This window comes from Nostocoides australiense Ben110 (assembly GCF_001050535.1).
Taxonomy (GTDB): Bacteria; Actinomycetota; Actinomycetes; order Actinomycetales; family Dermatophilaceae; genus Nostocoides_A; species Nostocoides_A australiense.
In genome coordinates this window covers 2,604,072-2,619,044 of the sequence record NZ_HG764815.1, presented here as the reverse complement: position 1 = coordinate 2,619,044, position 14,973 = coordinate 2,604,072, and the positions used below count along the sequence as shown (strand labels likewise).

At 67.6% G+C, this 14,973-nt stretch carries 11 protein-coding genes; 10 read left to right on the top strand and 1 reads right to left on the bottom strand.

Features of this window, described 5'->3' with window-relative positions; all coding sequences use genetic code 11:
- Positions 1-74: 74 nt before the first annotated feature.
- Positions 75-1,439, bottom strand: coding sequence for an MFS transporter (locus tag BN11_RS12570; RefSeq protein WP_048698208.1), 1,365 nt, complete (start codon positions 1,437-1,439; stop codon positions 75-77).
- A gap of 174 nt (positions 1,440-1,613) precedes the next feature.
- On the opposite strand from BN11_RS12570, the gene BN11_RS12565 reads away from it, so the two are divergent.
- The 10 genes from BN11_RS12565 (at position 1,614) to BN11_RS12520 (ending at position 14,585) form a co-directional block, all read left to right on the top strand.
- Positions 1,614-2,426, top strand: a complete 813-nt coding sequence (locus BN11_RS12565) for a helix-turn-helix transcriptional regulator (RefSeq protein WP_048698206.1) — start codon at positions 1,614-1,616, stop codon at positions 2,424-2,426.
- Positions 2,419-6,105, top strand: a complete 3,687-nt coding sequence (locus tag BN11_RS12560) for a nitrate reductase subunit alpha (RefSeq protein WP_048698204.1) — start codon at positions 2,419-2,421, stop codon at positions 6,103-6,105. Before BN11_RS12565 ends, BN11_RS12560 begins: the two co-directional genes overlap by 8 nt.
- A 43-nt stretch (positions 6,106-6,148) precedes the next feature.
- On the top strand, positions 6,149-7,819 hold the full coding sequence (gene narH / locus BN11_RS12555; RefSeq protein WP_048698203.1) for a nitrate reductase subunit beta: 1,671 nt from the start codon (positions 6,149-6,151) through the stop codon (positions 7,817-7,819).
- On the top strand, positions 7,816-8,529 hold the full coding sequence (gene narJ / locus BN11_RS12550; RefSeq protein ID WP_048698201.1) for a nitrate reductase molybdenum cofactor assembly chaperone: 714 nt from the start codon (positions 7,816-7,818) through the stop codon (positions 8,527-8,529). The genes narH and narJ overlap by 4 nt, the downstream gene beginning before the upstream one ends.
- Positions 8,530-8,587: 58 nt before the next feature.
- Entirely contained in the window at positions 8,588-9,331 is a 744-nt protein-coding gene (narI, locus tag BN11_RS12545) for a respiratory nitrate reductase subunit gamma (protein WP_048698199.1), read from the top strand.
- Entirely contained in the window at positions 9,332-9,793 is a 462-nt protein-coding gene (locus tag BN11_RS12540) for a hemerythrin domain-containing protein (RefSeq protein WP_048698197.1), read from the top strand.
- A 227-nt stretch (positions 9,794-10,020) separates the two neighbouring features.
- On the top strand, positions 10,021-11,055 hold the full coding sequence (locus BN11_RS12535; protein WP_048698195.1) for a BMP family protein: 1,035 nt from the start codon (positions 10,021-10,023) through the stop codon (positions 11,053-11,055).
- Positions 11,056-11,062: 7 nt separating this feature from the next.
- The gene (locus tag BN11_RS12530; RefSeq protein WP_083433727.1) at positions 11,063-12,628 is read left to right on the top strand and encodes an ABC transporter ATP-binding protein; all 1,566 of its coding nucleotides are present in this window, start codon (positions 11,063-11,065) and stop codon (positions 12,626-12,628) included.
- Positions 12,625-13,710 carry an ABC transporter permease gene (locus BN11_RS12525; protein ID WP_048698191.1) on the top strand — a complete coding sequence of 362 codons (1,086 nt, stop codon included), beginning with the start codon at positions 12,625-12,627 and terminating at the stop codon, positions 13,708-13,710. Before BN11_RS12530 ends, BN11_RS12525 begins: the two co-directional genes overlap by 4 nt.
- Positions 13,707-14,585 carry an ABC transporter permease gene (locus BN11_RS12520; protein WP_048698189.1) on the top strand — a complete coding sequence of 293 codons (879 nt, stop codon included), beginning with the start codon at positions 13,707-13,709 and terminating at the stop codon, positions 14,583-14,585. The genes BN11_RS12525 and BN11_RS12520 overlap by 4 nt, the downstream gene beginning before the upstream one ends.
- Positions 14,586-14,973: the final 388 nt, after the last annotated feature.

The following is a 14,973-nucleotide window of genomic DNA, read 5'->3' as shown; positions in this document are numbered from 1 at the left end:
GGGATTCTCCTCGTGTTGCAGGGTTTTTGGGGGTGGTATGCCGCGCGGCCGCCTTCGCGTGTCGCGCGAGCCTGTCACCGGGTCGCGGCTGGCGCTTCCAGGTGGCGGGCCAGCTCGGGGTTCTCCTTGTGCAGCATGTGCACGACGGTCCAGTGCATCCAGACCGCGCAGACCGCGGTCAGCAGGAAGAGGACGAAGAAGGTGCTGGTCGGGAAACCGCTCCACTGCTTGGTGTAGGCGAACAGCGGCGGCAGGACGAAGCCGCCGAGGCCGCCGAACATGCCGACGAGCCCGCCGACTGAGCCGACGTTGTCGGGGAAGTATTCCGGAATGTGTTTGTAGACAGCGGCTTTGCCGATGCCCATGGCGCACCCGAGCAGGAAGACGAGGGCGACGAAGAACGGCAAGCTGATGTGGTAGCCGAGGTGGTCGCTCTGGCTGCCGTCGGCGTGGGCGATGACGATGTGGCCGTTGGGCATCATCAGGATGCCGGTGACGAGCAGCATGACGCCGAAGGTCCAGTACATGACGCGCCGGGCGCCGAAGCGGTCGGAGAACCAGCCGCCGACGGGCCGCAGCAGGGAGGCCGGGAAGATGAAGATCGCCGTTAGCAGGGCAGCGGTCTTCAGTTCGATGTCGAAGTTATCGACGTAGTACTTCGGCAGCCAGGCGGAGAGGGCGACATAGGCGCCGAAGACAGCGGCGTAGTAGAGGCTGAACCGCCAGACGCGAATGTGCCCGAGGGGAGCCAACATTTCCCCGATCGGCTTGCCGGCGCCGGCGACCCGGTCCTGGCGCGGCACGACGAGGTAGACGAGCAACGCCATCGTCACCAGGGCCACGCAATAGATCGCGGGGAAGATGCGCCAGCCGCCCTCGAAGATGCCGAAGTAGGTGTGGCCGACCGTGCCGGCGATGATGGCGGGGAAGAGGACGAGCAACAGCTTGGTCACCGACGCCCCGACATTGCCTGCGCCGAAGACCCCGAGCGCGAAGCCCTGGTGCTGCTTCGGTGTCCACGCTGAGTTCCAGGCGATGCCGACGCTGAAGAGGTTGCCGGCGAAGCCGACGAGGAAGGCGAGGATCAGCAGCTGGGTATAGCCGTGGGCCCGGGTGAGCAGGAACGCCGGGATCGCCGTCAGCAGCAGCATGGCGATCGTGACCTTGCGGCCGCCGATCCGGTCGGCGAGCATGCCCGCCGGCAGCCGCCAGATCGACCCGTTCAGCACGGCGACGGCCGAGAGCCACGCCAGCTGCGGGTCGGTGAGCTTCAGCTCCTTCTGGATCGGCACACCGAGGATGCCGAACATCAGCCAGACGGCGAACATCAATGTGAACGCGGCCGTCGACATCCACAGCACGCGGGAGGCGCCCGCGTGCCGCTCGGGGGTGTCGGCGTCGACGGGGGTGGCACCGGTGGGGGCGTCCGGGCGAGCCATGAGGCGGTCTCCTCGAGAGTCTATTTTATAGGAGTAAGTCCGTTAAATCGGGCCCGAAGAGACGCTACCCCGCACAACGAATTTCGCCTACGAAGGCGCACCTAACCGCGGGTCGGGGGGCCGACGTGCTTGAATAAACAGGAAGTCGATCCGGCTATCTGTCAGGAGGCGAGGATGAGCGACCCGGCACTGGCCGCTGCACTGCTGTCCTCGCCCGTGCGCCGGCAGATCGTCGACGCGATCGCCGGCGCCCAAGCCGCGCGGGTGCCCGGCACCGGTGCCCCCGCTCTCGGCGCCGAGGGCCTGAGCGCTGCCCAGGTCGCCAAGGCCGTCGACCTGCACGTGACGACCGCGCGCTTCCACCTTGACCAGCTCGTCGCCGCCGGCGTCCTGGTCGCGTCCTTCCACAAACATCCCGGAGCCGGGCGCCCCCGCAAGGTGTATGCCGTGACCCGACGCCCGGTGAGCGCCGAAAACCCCGAGGTTCCGACCGGCTTGCTCATGGAGGTCCTCGCCGGCACGCTCAGCGCCGGCCGCGATGAGGGCCGGGTCGTCGAGCCCGACGAAGCCGGGCGCCGGTGGGCGCTGGAGAACGTGCCGGCCCACGACGCGTCGCCGGCGCACTCGGCCGGCGAGTTCGTCGGCAAGGTCGGCGGCCTGATCGACGTCCTGCAGCACTGGGGCTACGAACCAGAGTTGTCCACGCGTGACCAAGGCCGATCCGTGCAGATCGATCTGCCCCACTGCCCGTTCCGGGGGCTGGCCCGACGGCATACTGACGTGGTGTGCGGCATCCATCGTGGGTTGATCGCGGGCACCATGGACCGGCTCGGCGAGCCGAATACGACGGTGACCCTGCTCCCCTTCGCCGAGGCCGGCACGTGCATCGCGCACATTTCGCGCACCACCCCTTTCGACCCGGCTGAGCCCCAGCCGCGCCCGACCGACCCCGACCGGAAGCACACCAGGAAGCACGCCGATGACTGACACTGGTTTCGACTCCCCGCTCGCCGACGCCCTCGTGGGCACCCGGCGGTTCTTCACCAAGGCGCAGGTCTCCGACGACAAACGCAGCATGTACGTCGCGGGGGGCCGCAGCGGCGACAGCTTCTATCGCGACCGCTGGAGCCACGACAAGGTGGTGCGCTCCACGCACGGGGTCAACTGCACCGGCTCCTGCTCGTGGAAGGTCTACGTCAAGGACGGGATCATCACCTGGGAGGCGCAGCAGACGGACTATCCGAGTGCGGGCGCGGACAAGCCCGAGTATGAGCCGCGCGGCTGCCCCCGCGGTGCCTCCTTCTCCTGGTACACCTACTCCCCCACCAGGATTCGCTACCCGTATGTCCGTGGGGTCCTGCTGGAGATGTACCGCGCGGCCAAGCAGGCGGTCGGCGGCGACCCGGTGGTCGCCTGGGCCTCGATCGTCCAGGACCCCGATAAGGCCGCGCGCTACAAGAGCGCCCGCGGCAAGGGCGGCCTGGTGCGCTCCTCCTGGGAGGAGGTCGTCGAACTCGTCGCCGCCGCGCACGTCTATACGGTCAAGCGCTGGGGCCCGGACCGGATCGCCGGCTTCTCCCCGATCCCCGCGATGTCGCCGGTGTCGTATGCCAGTGGCGCCCGCTTCCTCGAACTTGTCGGCGCGCCGATGCTGTCGTTCTACGACTGGTATGCCGACCTGCCCAACGCCTCGCCGCAGATGTTCGGCGACCAGACCGATGTGCCCGAGTCGGGCGACTGGTGGGACGCCGGCTACCTGATGATGTGGGGCTCCAATGTCCCGCTGACGCGGACCCCGGACGCGCACTGGATGACCGAGGCGCGTTATCGCGGCCAGAAGGTCATCGCGGTCTCCCCCGACTACGCCGAGAACGTCAAATTCGCCGACGAGTGGGTGGCCTGCAACCCCGGGGCCGACGGCGCGCTCGCCATGGCGATGGGGCATGTCCTGCTCAAGGAATTCTTCGCCGATTCCCAGGTCGACTTCTTCGTCGACTACAACCGCAAGTTCACCGACCTGCCGATGCTCGTGACGCTCGAGGAGGGCGAAAACGGCTGGGAGCAAGGGAAATACGTCGTCGCCGGTGATCTCGATGTCCCGGAGAAGGACTCCGAGAACGCGATGTGGAAGACCGCCGTGCTCGACCAGCGCACCGGCCAGGTCGCGATCCCGAACGGCTCGGTCGGCTACCGCTATGGCGAGGAGGGCTGGGGCAAGTGGAACCTCGACCTCGGTGACATCGAGCCGGCCCTGTCCGTCTACGACACCCGCGACGACGCCGTCCTCGTGCGCTTCCCGCGCTTCGACGCCGACGGCGGCAGCGTCGTCTTCGAGACCCGCGGCGTGCCGGTGAAGCGCATCGGGGACCGGGTCGTCACCACGGTGCTGGACCTCATGCTCGCGCACTACAACATTGCGCGCGAAGGGCTTCCGGGCGACTGGGCCACCTCATACGAGGACGCGGATGCCGTCAACACGCCGGCCTGGGCCGAGCGGATCACGGCCGTCCCGGCGAGCCAGATCATCCGGCTCGCGCGCGAATGGACGCACAACGCGATCGACACCGGCGGCCGCGGCATGATCCTCTTCGGCGCCGGCATCAACCACTGGTTCCACGCCGACCAGATCTATCGCGCCATGCTCGTGCTGACGACGATCACCGGCTGCCAGGGCCGCAATGGCGGCGGCTGGGCCCACTATGTCGGGCAGGAGAAGATCCGCCCGATCATGGGCTTCCAGCACATGGCCTTCGCCCTCGACTGGCACCGCCCGCCGCGGCATATGAACCAGACGGCCTATTGGTATGTGAACACCAGCCAGTACCGCTACGACACCTTCACCGCCGACGACCTCGACATGGGCACTGGCGTCTTCGCTGGCAAGGGGGTCATGGACCTGCTCGCACTGTCGGTGCGCCTGGGCTGGACGCCCAGCTATCCGACCTTCAACCGCAGCAGCCTGGCCCTCGCCGACGAGGCGAAAGCCGCTGGGATGGAACCGGTTCCGTATGTCGTGGAGCAGCTGAAATCCGGTGAGCTGAAGTTCGCGGTCGAGGACCCGGAGGCCGAGGAGAACTTCCCGCGCATCCTGAGCCTGTGGCGCTCCAACCTCTTCGGTTCGTCCGCCAAGGGCAACGAGTACTTCCTCAAGCACCTGCTCGGCACCGACAACGCCGTCACCGCCTCGCAGGCGCCGGCCGACAAGCGGCCCGACGGCATCGTCTGGCCCGAGCAGGTCCCGGAGGGCAAGCTCGACCTGCTGACCACGCTCGACTTCCGGATGACGAGTTCGACGCTCTTCTCCGACGTCGTGCTGCCGGCGGCCACCTGGTACGAGAAGCATGACCTGTCGACGACCGATATGCACCCCTTCGTCCACTCCTTCAACCCGGCCATCGCGCCGCCGTGGCAGTCCAAGTCGGACTGGGACAGCTGGAAGGAGATCGCGAAGAAGTTCTCCGAGCTGGCCGTCGATCATCTCGGCACGCGCACCGATGTCGTGGCGAAGCCGCTGTGGCACGACACGCCGGAAGCCCTTGCCACAGTGCACGGTTCGGTGCGAGACTGGCGCACCGGCGAGGTGGAGCCGGTGCCCGGCAAAACCCTCCCGGTGCTCGCGGTCGCCGAGCGCGATTACACCGCCGTCTACGACAAGATGACCTCGGTGGGCCCGCTCATGGAGAAGGTCGGCATGCTGACCAAGGGCGTGCCCTATGACGTGCAGCGAGAGACCGAGATCCTGCGCCAGCGCAACGGAACTCAGCGCGGCGGAGCCGGTGACGGGCAGCCCAAACTCGACACCGCGATCCACGTCGCCGACGCGATCCTGCACTTCTCCGGCACGGCCAACGGCCATCTCGCGACCCTGGGGTTCAAGAACGTCGAGAAGCGCACCGGGACCCAACTGCACGACCTCTCGGCCGAGCACGAGGGCAAGCAGATCACCTTCGCCGACACCCAGATCCAGCCGGTGCCCGTCATCACCTCCCCGGAGTGGTCGGGCTCGGAGTCCGGTGGCCGCCGCTATGCCCCCTTCACCATCAATATCGAGCGGCTCAAGCCCTTCCACACCGTCTCCGGCCGGCAGCAGTTCTATCTCGACCACGACTGGATGCAGGGCATGGGCGAGACGCTGCCGGTCTATCGACCGCCGCTGAACATGACCATGCTCTTCGGCGAAACGCCGCTCGGCGAGAAGACGGAACTCGGTGTCTCCGTGCGTTATCTGACCCCGCACAACAAGTGGTCGATCCACTCCGAATACCAGGACAACCTCTTCATGCTCTCCCTCTCCCGGGGCGGGCAGACGATCTGGATGTCGGACCGGGACGCCGACAAGGTCGGGATCAAGGACAACGACTGGGTCGAAGCGGTCAACCGCAATGGCGTCGTCGCCGCGCGGGCGATCGTCAGTCACCGGATGCCCGAGGGCACGGTCTATATGCATCACGCCCAGGACCGGCTCATCGACGTGCCGCTCACGGAGACCAACGGCCGGCGCGGCGGCATCCACAACTCGCTGACCCGCATCATGATCAAGCCGAGTCACATCATCGGCGGGTATGGGCAGTTCGCCTACTTCTTCAACTACATCGGGCCGACGGGCAACAACCGCGACGAGGTCACGATGATCCGCAAACGCACCGCGCCGGTTCGGTACAACTGATCGCGGCCACACGGCATACGAGAACCTAAGGGAGAGAACGACAATGCGCGTGATGGCACAGCTCGCGATGGTGATGAACCTCGACAAGTGCATCGGCTGTCATACCTGCTCGGTGACCTGCAAGCAGGCCTGGACCAACCGCACCGGCATGGAATACGTGTGGTTCAACAATGTCGAGACCCGGCCTGGTCTGGGCTATCCCCGACGCTGGCAGGACCAGGCCGAGTGGGAAGGCGGCTGGGTCCGCAAGGCCAACGGCCGGCTCACGCTCGCCGCCGGCGGCCGGATGAAGAAGCTGCTGAACATCTTCTCCAATCCCAAGCTGCCGAGCATCGACGACTACTACGAGCCGTGGACCTATGACTACGAGACGCTGCTGAATTCGCCTCAGCAGCAACAGTTCCCGGTTGCCCGGCCGCTGTCGCTGATCAGCGGCAAGCCGATGAATGTCACGTGGTCGGCCAACTGGGACGACGACCTCGGTGGCGCCCGGGAGTACGGTCCGAAGGACCCGATGATCAAGGGCATCGAGGACAAGGTCAAGTTCGAATTCGAGCAGACCTTCATGTTCTATCTGCCGCGCATCTGCGAGCACTGCCTCAACCCGGCGTGCGCGGCATCCTGCCCGAGCGGCGCGATCTACAAGCGCTCCGAGGACGGCATCGTGCTCGTCGATCAGGAGCGCTGCCGCGGCTGGCGGATGTGCATCTCCGGCTGCCCCTACAAGAAGGTCTACTTCAACCACAAGACCGGCAAGGCCGAGAAGTGCACCTTCTGCTATCCGCGGGTCGAGGTGGGCATCCCGACCGTGTGCTCCGAGACCTGCGTGGGCCGGCTGCGCTATATCGGCCTGATGCTCTATGACGCGGACGCCGTCCTCGACGCCGCCAGTGTCGAGAACGACCAGGACCTCTTCGCGGCCCAGCGCGGCGTCTTCCTCGACCCGGAAGACCCTGCGGTGCAACGAGAAGCCGAGCGCGCCGGCATACCGGGCGACTGGATCGAGGCGGCCCGCAAGTCGCCGGTCAAGCGGCTGATCATGGACTACCAGGTGGCATTGCCGCTGCACCCGGAATACCGCACGATGCCGATGGTCTGGTACATCCCGCCGCTGTCGCCGGTCGTCGATGTCGTCAAGGAGACCGGCCACGACGCCGAGAGCCAGGCCAACCTCTTCGCCGCCATCGACACTCTGCGCATTCCCGTCGAATATCTCGCCAACCTCTTCACGGCCGGCGATGTCGCGCCGGTCAACGAGGTCCTCAAGAAGCTCGCCGCCATGCGCTCCTATATGCGCGATATCAACCTCGGCCGGGACGGCAATGCCGACATCCCGGCGACCGTCGGGATGGGCGAGGAGGAGATGTACGAGATGTTCCGGCTGCTCGCGATCGCGAAGTATGCCGACCGTTATGTCATCCCGACCGCCCACGCCGAGCAGGCGCACGCCCTCGAAGAACTCGCGACCGATTGTGCGGTCTCCGAATACGGTGGCGGCCAGTCCGCGGCATTCGGCGAGGGCTCCGGCCGCGGCGGCCTGACGCCGGTCGCCGTCGAGAACCTGCGGGTGCTCAAGGAGACCCAGACCGCCGACTCCCTCGAGGAATTGCCGGGCGAGAACCCGCTGCGCGGGCGCGTCAACCTGCTCAACTGGGACGGCAAGGGGATGCCGGACGGCATCTTCCCCGGCGACAAGACGGGGACGCCGCAATGATCTGGCGCCGGCACCGCAAGAGCGCTCCGGCGTTGTCCCGCACGGATATTCGAACGCTCTGGCAGGTCACCTCGCTGCTGCTCGACTACCCGACCGAGCAGCTGCGGGCCCAGGCGCCGACGCTGCACGCGGCCCTCGCCCAAGTCCCGGCGGACGCGCGGGCCGGGCTCACCGCATACCTCGATCATCTCCAGGCGACGTCGCTGGCGAGCCTGCAGAGCGACTACATCGACACCTTCGACATCACCCGCAAGTGCGCGCTGCACCTGAGCTATTACACGTGCGGCGACACCCGCAAGCGTGGGGTCGAGTTGATCCGGTTCAAGCAGGCCTACCGCGCGGCGGGCGTCGAGATGAGTGGCGACGAACTGCCCGACCACCTGTGCGTCGTCCTGGAGTTCGGCGCCGTGCACGACGTCGATATCGCCTGGAAACTGTTGTGCGACAACCGGGTCGGCATCGAACTGTTGCACCGGGCGCTGCGTGCCAAGGACTCGGCGTGGCTGCCGGTCGTCCAGTCACTGCGGGCAACCCTCCCCGAACTCGACGGTTCCGACGAGGAAGCACTCGCCAAGCTCATCGCGCAAGGCCCGCCCAGCGAACAGGTCGGCCTCGACCTCCCCGGCTACGCCATGGACCCGCGCCTGAACCCCCGCCCCCTCCCGATCGACTTGGGGGACGCGATCCCCGTAGGAGCTCAACAGCGATGAACCTGGCCCCACGAAGTTCTCCGTTCCTTCGTCACTCTGATACGTCGCGAGGTCCCCGATGAACCGCTTCTTCTTCGGCATCTTCCCCTACCTGTGCCTGGCGGTCTTCGTCGTCGGCCACATCTGGCGCTACCGCTACGACAAGTTCGGGTGGACCACCCGCAGCAGCCAGCTCTATGAGGACAAGCTGCTGCGCATCGGCAGCCCGCTCTTCCACTTCGGCATGCTCGGCGTCGTCGGCGGGCACATCCTCGGCCTGCTGATCCCGCAGTCGTGGACCGACAAGATCGGCCTGTCCCGCCACGCCTACCACGTCCTCGCCCTGGCCGGCGGCATACCGGCCGGGGTCGCAGCGGTGGTGGGACTGATCATCCTGGTCTATCGGCGCCGCACCACCGGCCCGGTCTTCAGCGCCACCACCGTCAACGACAAGGTCATGTATGTCGTGCTCGGTGCCGTCATCGTGCTCGGCATCTGGAACACCATCGCCGGCAGCTGGCTGCAGTTCGGCGGCGAGTACAACTACCGCGACGGCGTCTCCCCCTGGTTCCGCTCGATCTTCGAGATGCGCCCCGACGTCGACCTGATGGCCGCTGCCCCCTGGGGTTTCAAGATCCACGCGGTGCTGGCCTTCCTCCTCTTCGCGATGTGGCCCTTCACCCGCCTCGTGCACGTCTTCAGCGCCCCGGTCGGCTACCTCAACCGCCCGTATGTCGTCTATCGCAGCCGGGACGCTCGCGCCCGCGGCCCGCAGGTCCGCACCCCGCAGGGCACCTGGGACAAGCCCGGTGTCAAGAACTGAATGTGTTCCTACTGCGGCTGCGAGAACATCGCGCTGATCGGCCGGTTCATGGCCGAGCATGTCGAGATCGTCAACGCGCTCACGGCGCTGCGGGCGGCGTGCCACGACGCTGACGCAGCCGCCGTCGGCGCGGCGGTCGACGCGATGGAGGCGCTGCTTCATCCGCACACCGGCGCCGAGGAGGTCGGCCTCTTCGCGCAGCTGCGCCTCCAGGACGAGTTCGCCGACACCATCGACTCGCTGTGCGCCGAGCACGTCACTCTGGACGCGCAACTGATGGCGATCCGCGGGGGCAAGCACACGGCATACGAGCAATTCGAGCACGACCTGCGCCGCCATATCGACCACGAGGACAACGGCCTCTTCCCCGCCGCCGCCATCGCCATGTCCGGCCCCGACTGGGAAGAAGCCCTCGCCCGCACTCCCGGCCGAGGCCTCGACGGACGCTGGGACGCGAGCTAGGTTTCCAGGCGCGCGTGAGTTGGGACTGTCGTCCGCCAGACGGCGGGCCAGCTTTGCCAATGTTGACCGGTCCTTATGGGCAGGTGCTGCCAGTGAGCCAGCCCGCGCTCGGGACAAAACTCCCATGCTCAAAGGGGCTGCCGGCGGACCCGCACGGGATTCCGGCCGTATCACCGTCGATCATGGCTCCCCTTGTCCGGACACAGCTGAGGGAGAGGGCTCCTGCCATGACCGACCACACCTTCCGTCCCACGCGCCGAATGGCAGCCTTGCTGGCCTGTGCCGCGATCGGGCTGAGCGCCTGCGGCGGCGGCGAGGAAACAGCCTCCTCCGGCGCCTCCGGCGGCGGGGACGCCTCCGGCGTCAAGATCGCCGCGATCTTCTCCGGCCCGGTCAACGACGCCGACTACAACGCCCTCGGCCTGAAGGCGCTCGAGGCCGCCAAGGCGAAGGGCGCCGAGACGTCATACAGCGAGAAGGTCGCCGTCCCGGACGTCGAGGCGCGCCTGACCGAGGCCGTCGGTGACGGAGCGACGATCGTGTGGACTCACGGATCGCAGTTCTACGACAACACCGCCAAGGTCGCCGCCGACAACCCCGATGTCACCTTCATCGCCGAATACGACGGCACACCGAAGGACCAGCCGGCCAACGTCTGGACCATCGACCGGCAGTTCCACCTCGGCTTCTACGGCATGGGCGTGCTCGCCTCCAAGCTGAGCAAGACCGGCACCGTCGGGTATGTCGGGGGGCTCTCGTTGCCGTTCTCCTTCGCCGAGGTCCACGCGATGGAACAGGCGATCAGCGACACGGGCGCCAGCACCACCATCAAGCCCGTGTGGACCGGTGACTTCAACGACGCCGCGAAGGCCCAGCAGTTCACCCAGCAACTCCTCGGCCAGAGCGCCGACGTCATCGTCGGCTCCCTCAACCAGGGCGCGACCGGCACCTTCCAGGCCTTCGAGGGCAAGGCGGCCGGCGACGGCTGGGTCACCGCGAAATACACCGACAAGTCGGCCGCCGCCGGCGACCACTATGCCGGGTCGCTCGAATACGACTTCGTCGCCCCGCTGGCTGCAATCCTCGAGAAGATCGCCGCCGGCACCAAGACCGGGCGTTACCCCCTCGGCTTCGACACCGGCGTGACGATCGCCATGTCCGACAAGGTGCCTGCAGAGGCCAGGACGGCCGTCGAGGACGCGATATCCAAGGTCAAGTCCGGCGCGACCACGGTCAAGCTCGACGTCACGAAGATCGGGTGACCCGACGGTGAGCGCCCCCGACGCCGCGCCGGGAGGCGCGGCACCGCCACTGCTGCGCATGCGCGGCATCCGCAAGACGTTCGGGCCGGTCGTGGCCCTCAAGGACGTCGACTTCACGGTCGGCCCTCGTGAGGTCCACGGTCTTCTCGGCGGCAACGGCGCCGGCAAGACGACGCTGATGAACGTCCTCTACGGCCTCTACGCCCCAGACGCCGGCACCATCGAGATCGACGGCGCCCCGGTGGTGATCGCCTCCCCCAAGGACGCGATCGCCGCCGGCGTCGGCATGGTTCACCAGACCTTCCTCCAGGTCGACGTCTTCACCGTCGCCGAGAACGTCGTGCTCGGCACCGACACCTCCGGGGTCGACGTGAACGGCCGGATCCGCGAACTGTCGGAGCGCTTCGGCCTCGCCGTCGACCCGGCCGCCCGCATCGGTGACCTGCCCGTCGGCGTGCGCCAACGCGTCGAGATCCTGAAAGCGCTCTATCGCGGCGCCAAGATCCTCGTCCTCGACGAGCCGACGACCAACCTCACCCCGCAAGAGGTCGACGCGCTCTTCGGGTCGATGCGCGCCATCGTCGACGAGGGCATGTCGGTCGTGCTGATCACCCACAAGATCCGCGAGACGATGGCCGCCTGCGACCGGATGACGATCATGCGAGACGGGGCGTGGATCGCGACAGTCGACGCCGCCGACACCTCTCCCGAAGACCTCGCCGCCCGCATGGTCGGCGCCGCCCCGGCCAGCGACGAGACGGCCGACGTGGCCCTCGGCGGCACCGAGATCGGCGACGCCACCCTCGATGTGCCAGAGGTGACCGGGCCGGTACGCGTCGTGGGCAGCCGGCTGACCGTGCCCGGCACCGGCGGCAAGGCCGTCGTCGAGGACGTCTCCATCGAACTGTGCGAGGGCGAGATCCTCGGGATCGCCGGGGTCGCCGGCAACGGTCAGGTCGAATTGGCCGAGACCTTGACCGGCTGCCGCCCGGCCCACGGCTCTCTCACCCTCGACGGCACCGAACTCGTCGGCCGGCCGACCGAAGCCTGGCTGCGTGCGGGTGTCGTCTACGTGCCCGAGGACCGGCAGCGCGACGGCATACTGCCCGGCGCCGATATCACCGAGAACCTCGTCCTCGGCGCCCACCGGACCCGCGCCAAGGCCGGCCTGATCGACTGGGGCCGCGCCCGCCGGGAGGCGGTCGAAGCCATCTCGGAGTTCGCCGTCAAAACCCCCAGCGCCGCCACGGCCTGCGGGCAACTGTCCGGCGGCAACATCCAGCGCGTCATCCTCGCCCGCGCCTTCGCCCACAACCCCAAAATGTTGTTGCTGCACAACCCGACTCGCGGTCTCGACATCGCCTCGACCCAGTTCGTCTATGACCGCATCCGCGCCGCGGCCGCGGGCGGGTGCTCGGTCATCGTCATTTCCGAGGACCTCGACGAGGTCATCGCCCTGGCCGACCGGATCCGCGTCGCCTACTCCGGCCGGCTCGTCGGCGACTTCGCCCGCGGTCACGCCGACCCCTATGAACTCGGCCGGCTGATGACCGGCGTTTCAGGAGCCGCATGAGCACCGTCACCGTCGCCGCCCGCCCCAGCGTCGGCGAGCGCGCCAAAGCGGCGGGCGTCGCCGCCATTCCCTACATCCTCGCGGTCCTCGTCGCCTTCGTCGTCGTCGCCATCATCATCGCCCTCCTCGGCCACGACCCCGCCAAGGCTTTCCGCGCGGTCCTGACCAACTCCTTCCGCAACCGCACCGGCATGGTGCAGACCCTCCACAAGTGGGTGCCGCTGACCCTGCTCGCCCTGGCCTTTGCCATCCCCCTCGGCGCCGGCCGCTTCAACATCGGTGGTGAGGGCCAGATGATCCTCGGCGCGACCGGTGCGGTCGCCATGGGCATCCTGCTCTCCGATCTCCCGACCGTCGTGCTGCTGCCGCTGCTGATCGTCGCCGGCGTCGCCGCCGGGGCGCTCTGGGCCGGGATATCGGCGTGGCTGATGCAACAGTTCAAGGTCAACGAGATCCTCTCGACGGTGCTACTCAACTTCGTCTCCTTCGAGATCCTCGACTATCTCGCCTCGGTCGTCTGGTCCGACCCGGGCGCGGGTGGCGCGGTCACCACAGCGATCGGCGCGGGCGGCGAGTTGCCGCGAATCGGCAAGCCCCCCATGCATATCGGCGTCATCCTCGTCGCGCTGCTCGCGATCGCCGCCGCCTTCTATGCCCGCCGTAGCGTCGCCGGATTCGAGTTGCGCGCGGTCGGCCTGAACGAGCGGGCGGCGAAGCTGCACGGCATACGCACCGGCAAGGTGGCAGTCATGTCGATGATCGTCGCCGGCGCCCTGGCGGGGCTGGCCGGCGCGATCGAGGTCGCCGGCGTGCACCATCGGATGCTCGAGGGCATCCAGTCCAACTTCCTCATCCTCGGCATCATCATCGGCTTGATCGCCCGCGGCTCCCTGACCGCGGTGCCCTTCGTCGCGTTCGGCATCGCGGTGCTCGAGGTGGGCGCGGGAAGTATGCAGCGGACCTCCGGCGCCCCCGTCGAGATGGTGCTCATCCTCGAAGGGCTGATCCTGCTCTTCCTCCTGATGTCGGACTGGGTCACCGACCAATTGCGCCTGCGCGCGTCACGAAAGGCCGCGGCATGAGCGACTTCATCACCTTGACCATCACCGCGATGGTGCCCTTCCTCTTCGTCGCCCAGGGCACGATGCTCTCCGGCCGGGCCGGCATCTTCAACGTCTCGCAAGAGGGCCTGATGCTGCTCGGCGCCGCCATCGGCTACCTCGTCAGCCTCAAGTGGGGCGGCAATCTCGTCGGCCTGCTCGTCGCCGCCCTCGCCGGCGCGGCCTTCGGCGCCATCCTGGGGTGGGCCACGACCTACCTGCGGATGGACCAGTTCGTCGTCGGCCTCGCCCTGTTCTTCCTCAGCGGCGGCACCGCCAGCCTGCTCTATCGCGTCGTGATCGGCGCCGACGAGCCGCCGCGCATCCGCCCGCTGCCCGACATCGTCTTCGGCCAGGACGTGCTGGTCTTCGTCGCGATCGGGTTGTCGGCGCTGTTGTGGTGGTGGCTCTATCGCACCGATTCCGGTATGCGGTTGCGCTCGGTCGGTGAGAACCCCAAGGCCGCCGACTCCCTCGGCATCAATGTCACCCGCACCCGGATGCTCGCCGCCTCCCTCGGCGGGGGGCTGATGGCCGTCGGCGGCGCCTATCTGCCGATGGCGTTCTCCGGCGTGTATGCCGATGGCATCGTCGCCGGCCGCGGCTGGCTGGCCATCGCCCTGGCCTTCTTCGGCGGGTGGCGCCCGCAACTCATCCTCGCCGGATCGCTGTTCTTCGCCGCCATGGACGTGCTCGCCCAGCGCGCCCAGGTGAGCGGGATCGGCATACCGCACCAGTTCGTCTCGATGCTGCCGTATGTCGCGACCCTGCTGGTGATGATCTTCGCCTTCCGGTGGGCCCTGGTCCCGCAGTTCCTCGGCAAGAACTACGACCGCGAGTCGCGGATCACCGGCTGAACCGCCTTCTCCCCCAAGGAATCTCTGCTGATATGTGACTGGTTTCTGTCAAGTGGCAGGGTGAAGCGGGGTCTGCTGTGGCCTGGAGCAGACCCCGCTTCGTCGTTCAGGGGTGGGTGGCCGGGAGGCAGTCGTGTCAGGCGACGCGCGGTCAGTCTGATATTCGCGGGTTGGTTACCGCATTACCTTGTTTCGGCTGGAGAGTCGGGTGCTTGTCTAGGATCGAGCGTGCCCGGTCAAGGGTGCTCATAGCAGACTCGCTGGTCCTCTCCTCGCGCTGGCGCCCGGTCACCCGGTGTGGTTGTCCCTGAACGGGTTTGAGGGTGGTGTTAGTCGTCCATCACGGCCAGGGACCAGCACCAGCCGGCCAGTTCGCGGGCGATGGCGG

Excerpts from the sequence above, each read along its gene's own strand:
- BN11_RS12570 (WP_048698208.1), bottom strand. The coding sequence starts at position 1,439 with ATGGCTCGCCCGGACGCCCCCACCGGTGCCACCCCCGTCGACGCCGAC.
- BN11_RS12565 (WP_048698206.1), top strand. The coding sequence starts at position 1,614 with ATGAGCGACCCGGCACTGGCCGCTGCACTGCTGTCCTCGCCCGTGCGC.
- BN11_RS12560 (WP_048698204.1), top strand. The coding sequence starts at position 2,419 with ATGACTGACACTGGTTTCGACTCCCCGCTCGCCGACGCCCTCGTGGGC.
- narH (WP_048698203.1), top strand. The coding sequence starts at position 6,149 with ATGCGCGTGATGGCACAGCTCGCGATGGTGATGAACCTCGACAAGTGC.
- narJ (WP_048698201.1), top strand. The coding sequence starts at position 7,816 with ATGATCTGGCGCCGGCACCGCAAGAGCGCTCCGGCGTTGTCCCGCACG.
- narI (WP_048698199.1), top strand. The coding sequence starts at position 8,588 with ATGAACCGCTTCTTCTTCGGCATCTTCCCCTACCTGTGCCTGGCGGTC.
- BN11_RS12540 (WP_048698197.1), top strand. The coding sequence starts at position 9,332 with ATGTGTTCCTACTGCGGCTGCGAGAACATCGCGCTGATCGGCCGGTTC.
- BN11_RS12535 (WP_048698195.1), top strand. The coding sequence starts at position 10,021 with ATGACCGACCACACCTTCCGTCCCACGCGCCGAATGGCAGCCTTGCTG.
- BN11_RS12525 (WP_048698191.1), top strand. The coding sequence starts at position 12,625 with ATGAGCACCGTCACCGTCGCCGCCCGCCCCAGCGTCGGCGAGCGCGCC.
- BN11_RS12520 (WP_048698189.1), top strand. The coding sequence starts at position 13,707 with ATGAGCGACTTCATCACCTTGACCATCACCGCGATGGTGCCCTTCCTC.